The sequence below is a fragment of the Thomasclavelia sp. genome (assembly GCF_017889095.1).
GTDB lineage: Bacteria > Bacillota_I > Bacilli_A > Erysipelotrichales > Coprobacillaceae > Thomasclavelia.
Genome location: NZ_JAGHEW010000260.1, coordinates 1 through 5,415 on the forward strand (window position 1 = coordinate 1; position 5,415 = coordinate 5,415).

Below are 5,415 nucleotides of genomic sequence, written 5' to 3' on the forward strand. Positions count from 1 at the left end.
CAGTTGATTACTTTACTATATACCGGGATTAAATTTTCAATCTCCCGATTGGGACCTAGCAGACGGTTGTATACTGCCAAGTCATAAGTAGCATCCCTTATTGGCATTGTTTTATCAATCCAGGTCTGGTTTTCTATACAATTAAAACATCATGGTTTTCAATGATACAGTGATAGATGATATCACGTCTTCGATCAAGGACTATGTTTCCAAAGCGGGCAGCTGCATCACTGTTAAAGTCATAACAGTTTTCTCTAGTTAAGACAGTTTTACCATTAAAGGCAACTACATTAGAAAAATCAGTAAAACGATCTTTGTTTGCAAAATAGATTCTGGCATTAATATCGTGGTTTCCCAAAATTATCCCTCTTTTTTAAAAGTAACGGACAATTTCTAATCAAGTACATTATAGCAGTAAACTATAATTAAAAATAGAATTATCCGTTCTATTATATATATACAACCGCACTTGATAAAATTACTTTTATTTTTTTAAAATTTGTAGAAATTTTTTTAAAGGGATAAAAATAAACTAAAATCTTTAGAATATATCAAAGCTTATGATAAGATATTTTGTATTTAAAAACCTTGGCAAATACCAAGGTTTTATTAATTATCTAATTTTAGTACCACAAGCTGTACAGAAACGATCATTAGGATCTAACGGTTTACCACATTTTGGACAGTTAGACATTGGTTGAGGAGCAGGGTTTCTATTAGTATTAGCTTGAATAGTTGCTCCACATTTAGTACAGAATTTTTGTCCTGGTTTTACGATTGCACCACAACTTGGACAAGTTGAAACAACTGGTTGTGGTTCTGGTTCCACCGGCTGTGGTTTGACTGGTTCTTGAACAACTGGCTGATCGTCAAAAGTAAATCGTTCAGTTGGCTTTTCAACTGGCTTTTCTAAACTGGCTCCACATTTAATACAGAATTTTTGATTTGCACTAACTTCTACACCACAGCTTGGACAACGCTTAATTTCTTCTTTAATTACCGGTTCTGGTTGCGCTGGTTCTGGTTCTTTTAAATTAGCACCACAGCTAATACAAAAAGCTTGCTGCTCGCTAACTTCTGCTCCACATTTAGGACATGTTTTCATTGCCGGTTTAGCTTCTTCTACTTGTGGTTCAATAACTTCTTCCTCTGCTACTGGCTCTTCAATCATCAATTCATCAATTACTGGTTCTTCTACTTCTTCGATTGTTTTAGCTTGATTTAAACATTCCGTTATTTGATCAAATAATGGTAATAACTGTGGTAAAGGATCTTCAAAACCACCATTATAATAAGCTTCCCCTAATTTACGATATAACTCATCTAATACTTTATTTTCTTGACACATATTATTTCTCCTTATTATCCTAATTTAAATAAATGCTCTTTTTCATTAATATAAATTGCCATTCCCCTTGGCAAATAATAAACTCGTTTACCTAATGGCTGTCCACTTTTTAAATAAACTGTATTCATCTGATAAGGTTCAATGCAATATTCCTGGTATTCAGGAATGTAATATAAGCAAGCTAAAGCTGTTTCGCTTTCCATGTCTTCAACTAAAATATCACTATTTTCATTTTTAAAATAAACAGGAACTTTATTTTCTAATAAACAAGCCTGATCCTGGTACTTACCACTTTTACCAATAAGTATCCCATAAAACTCTTGATTACTAAAATCCATATTAATCTCCTTTCCAATTATTCATTTTCTATTTCATCAAATAAAATCTTTTTTTGCTTTTTAAATCTTTTATGATTAACGGTCAAGGAAATAGTACAAACAATAATTCCCAAAATACCACCAATCGTTAAGATAAGTCCATTGGTAATTGTCATAACCATCCTCCTCTTTCAACTTGTTGATACAAACTATCTAATAAAGCCATTTCAGCATCATTAGAACTCTTACTATCTTGATATAATTCTTTAGCTTTTAAATAATATTTTTCAAATTGCTGATAACTACGCTGACTATTATCTTTTGCTTCCTGCAAGTCAATCTCTAAAAAAGCATAACGTTTATAAATATTATAATCCTCATTATATGTCTTTAACATATAATCAAGTGTATTAGTTACTTGATCATAATCTTTTAATTTCATATTTAAAACGACAATATTATCATAAGTATCATAACTATCCCAATTATTATCAATTACCTGTTGCAAATAAGTCAAAGCTTCTTTTCTTGAAGCATCAGTATTCAAATCAATATTAACCTGAATCAATCTTTCCAGTAATGTCATTTGATAAGTAACCGGCAAGCTGTCAACAGCTTCAGTTAATATATCATGAGCTTTATTTAACTCTTGATCATCTACATAAATATCACTCATCAATACATACGCCCGTTCTTTTAATTCATCATCATCACTTATCTTTAAACAATGATCAAAGTTTTCAATGGCGATATCATCATTATCTAATGATTTATTGATTTCCCCTCGAGCATAATACAAAGAATCTTCACTTAAACCATGTTCAATTGCTTTTTCTAATTCTTCATTGGCAAGATCTAATTCATCATTATAAGCTAATGCAATTGGGTAATCAGGATATAATTCTTCATCATACCCTAGATAATCAACAGCACTAGCAAACTGATCAACAGCATCCTGGTATTCTTCTAATTCAAAATAACAATTACCACTGATGCCATAAAAATAACCAATTTTATCTTGATTAATATCAATTCTTTCATTATCCAAAACATCATAATCAATAAATTCAATACATTCTTGATACTTATCTTGCTGATATAAAGACAAAGCATTTTGATAATAACTTTCTAAAGAACTAGGAAGTAATTCTCTAGCTTCTTTAAAAACCTCACTTTGTTTATCAAACTGTTTAGCGATACGATATTCTTTTTGGCTGGCAACCAGTTCATTATAATATTCTACCCGCTCAAGCTTTAAAGTATAAATTCCCAGTCCCGTTAAAACAATACTTACAGCTAATAATAGCGTTAAACTTATTTGGATGATCCGCTGTTTTTTTATCAAACTTAAATAACGTTTATCATCTAATGGCATATTTTTAAATGCCTGATACATTTCATAAGCACTTTGATAGCGATCATTTTTATTATAGCTTAAGGCTTTTTTGATAATTCTTGTAAAAGTTTCACTAGTATTATTAATTAAAGTGACAAAATCAGGATTATTTTCATCATATTTCTTCTTAGTCGCTAAATAATATAAAGTAGCACCAATACTATAAATATCACTTTTTTCATCCAATTTAACTTGATCATCATGATTTAAAGCTATTGATCTTTGTTCTGGTGATGAATATCCATTAGTATAACCAAGCATAGCTGTTCCATCTAAGAAAAAAGAAATATTAAAATCAATTAAACAGATATTTCCGTCAGGTCTTAACATAATATTAGCCGGTTTAATATCACTATGAATAATTGGTGGATTTTGACTATGTAAGTAGTTCAAAGCTAAACATAACTGCATCGCCCAGCTAATTAGCTGCTGATTAGTAAACTGATAGCCTTGATCACATAACTGTTTAAGCGATTGTCCAGGAATATAAGACATGACCGTGAAAACTTTATCTTTGATATAAAAGAAATCAAAAACCTGAGGTAAATAAGTATGCTGTAAATTTTTTAAAATATCAACTTCCCGTCGATTACTTTCTAAATTACGAGATACTCGTTTAATTTGTTTTAAAACTACCAGTTTTTCTAATCGTTTATGGTATGCCAGATAAACAACACCGCCAGTGCCTTCACCAATTTTACTTCTAATTTCATAGGTTTGATTAAAATAATCCATCTTATGCCTCTTCAATCAAGAAAAACTGAAAATATTCATCAGCCAATTTGAATTGCATCCCATCTTCTAATTTAACCGTTGCTTCTAATACTTCTTCATCAACAAAAGTGTGATTAGATGAATTTAGATCCTTTAAATAATAACCATCATCTTCTTGATAAATAAGTGCATGATTACGGGAAATCGCTGGATTATTCACTACAATATAATCAGCTTTAGACCCCTTTCCTAAAATAAACTCATCCTGATTGATCATGATCAGCTCATTAGTTTTTAATCTTTTGACATAAGCATAAGTTTTTTTAAGCAATATAGTCGGTTCATCATCACCAGCATTTAAGATTACTGTAGCATCATCATCACCAATATCCCCAAATAAATCAAAATCAGCAAATATTTCATTACTTTCATCTTTTTTTACATCTTTAACTGTTTCGATTTTTTCTTTTTTAACCATTGCAATTGGTTCACGAATAATTACATCTTCACTAAACCCCGGATTTTCAATTTCTGGTATTTCCACTTCATTTACAGGAACCCATTTGATCATCATAATACCCTCCTTCTTATAAAAAAACATTGTTAGTTTCTTTTAAATACTTTAAACTAATTATAATTTAAAATATCCAATAAAGAAATACCTAAACAATGTTTTAAACTCATTTTTATCAATCAAAAAAATGAACTAGGTTCAATATACCAGCTGCCATCAATTTCAATAACCATTATTTCACCATCATCTTCATCTCTTTCACCACTAGAATCAGTAATAATAAAAGTAAGGTCTAGAATCTTAGCATCACTAATAGTTAAATCAACACCAAAATCAGATTTTAGCTCATCTTTGGCTTCATCAATTTCATCCTGGCTACAATCATATACTTCACTGATTTCATAACTAAACTCGCAGCCTTCATATTCTGAAAACATTTCTTCTTTTAACTGCGATGAATAGAGACTAATAATACTTTTTACATCAATTCCTGATTCTTTGGCATATTCATCGAAAATTTCTTCAGGAATAGCTGAAAGAAAAGCTTCGATATCTTGATCATTCATCGCATCAACGATTGTTTCAATTGGCTTTTCATAATTTGATGAACTTCCACCAAATATATCTATTCCTAAAATATAACGGCACCCTAAATAACCAACAACTATTACAGCTACTATGGCAATAAGATAACGAACCATCTTATTTTTTGGTTTATTTGCAGTAACTTGATTATTTGTTGGACCACCATTTTCATTAAAAATAATTGGATTTTCTTGTTTCAATGACGCTCCACATTCAGGACAAAACATTGCCCCATCATCAATTTGCTTTCCACATTTTGGACAAAACATATTCCATTCCCCCTACTACTAGCGATTTTCATGACTGCTGATAAATTCAGTATTTTGTTTTTCAATCGCACTTAAAACACTTTCATCAAAAGCATCGGCTTCAACTGTTCCTTGATACCATGATTTTGAATTAAAATAATTTTGCAAACTTTCATCGTTGAACTTTCTACCATGACGAGCATAAATTTCATTCCGCCCAATTCTTAACTGTTCGGCTGATTTTCCTTGTAAGTCAGCTTCTGTCAATAATTGCGTGCTACTATTAGGGAATA

8 protein-coding genes are annotated in these 5,415 nt (G+C 30.8%); all 8 read right to left on the reverse strand.

The window, feature by feature from the left end:
• Positions 1-133: 133 nt before the first annotated feature.
• Entirely contained in the window at positions 134-358 is a 225-nt protein-coding gene (locus J7M77_RS11610; RefSeq protein ID WP_296878713.1) for a hypothetical protein, read from the reverse strand.
• 255 nt (positions 359-613) lie between these two features.
• Entirely contained in the window at positions 614-1,348 is a 735-nt protein-coding gene (locus tag J7M77_RS11615) for a zinc-ribbon domain-containing protein (RefSeq protein WP_296878715.1), read from the reverse strand.
• Between the two features lie 14 nt (positions 1,349-1,362).
• Positions 1,363-1,686, reverse strand: coding sequence for a hypothetical protein (locus J7M77_RS11620; protein ID WP_296878717.1), 324 nt, complete (start codon positions 1,684-1,686; stop codon positions 1,363-1,365).
• Between the two features lie 17 nt (positions 1,687-1,703).
• Positions 1,704-1,841 (reverse strand): hypothetical protein, encoded by a 138-nt coding sequence (locus tag J7M77_RS11625; protein WP_296878719.1) that lies wholly within the window; start codon positions 1,839-1,841, stop codon positions 1,704-1,706.
• Complete coding sequence (locus J7M77_RS11630) at positions 1,838-3,796, reverse strand: serine/threonine-protein kinase (RefSeq protein WP_296878721.1); 1,959 nt, start codon at positions 3,794-3,796, stop codon at positions 1,838-1,840. Before J7M77_RS11630 ends, J7M77_RS11625 begins: the two co-directional genes overlap by 4 nt.
• Before the next feature lies 1 nt (position 3,797).
• Positions 3,798-4,346, reverse strand: coding sequence for an FHA domain-containing protein (locus tag J7M77_RS11635; RefSeq protein WP_296878723.1), 549 nt, complete (start codon positions 4,344-4,346; stop codon positions 3,798-3,800).
• A 122-nt stretch (positions 4,347-4,468) separates the two neighbouring features.
• Entirely contained in the window at positions 4,469-5,143 is a 675-nt protein-coding gene (locus J7M77_RS11640) for a zinc-ribbon domain-containing protein (protein ID WP_296878725.1), read from the reverse strand.
• 18 nt (positions 5,144-5,161) lie between these two features.
• A partial coding sequence (locus tag J7M77_RS11645; protein WP_296878727.1) for a YARHG domain-containing protein occupies positions 5,162-5,415 on the reverse strand: 254 nt, incomplete at its 5' end.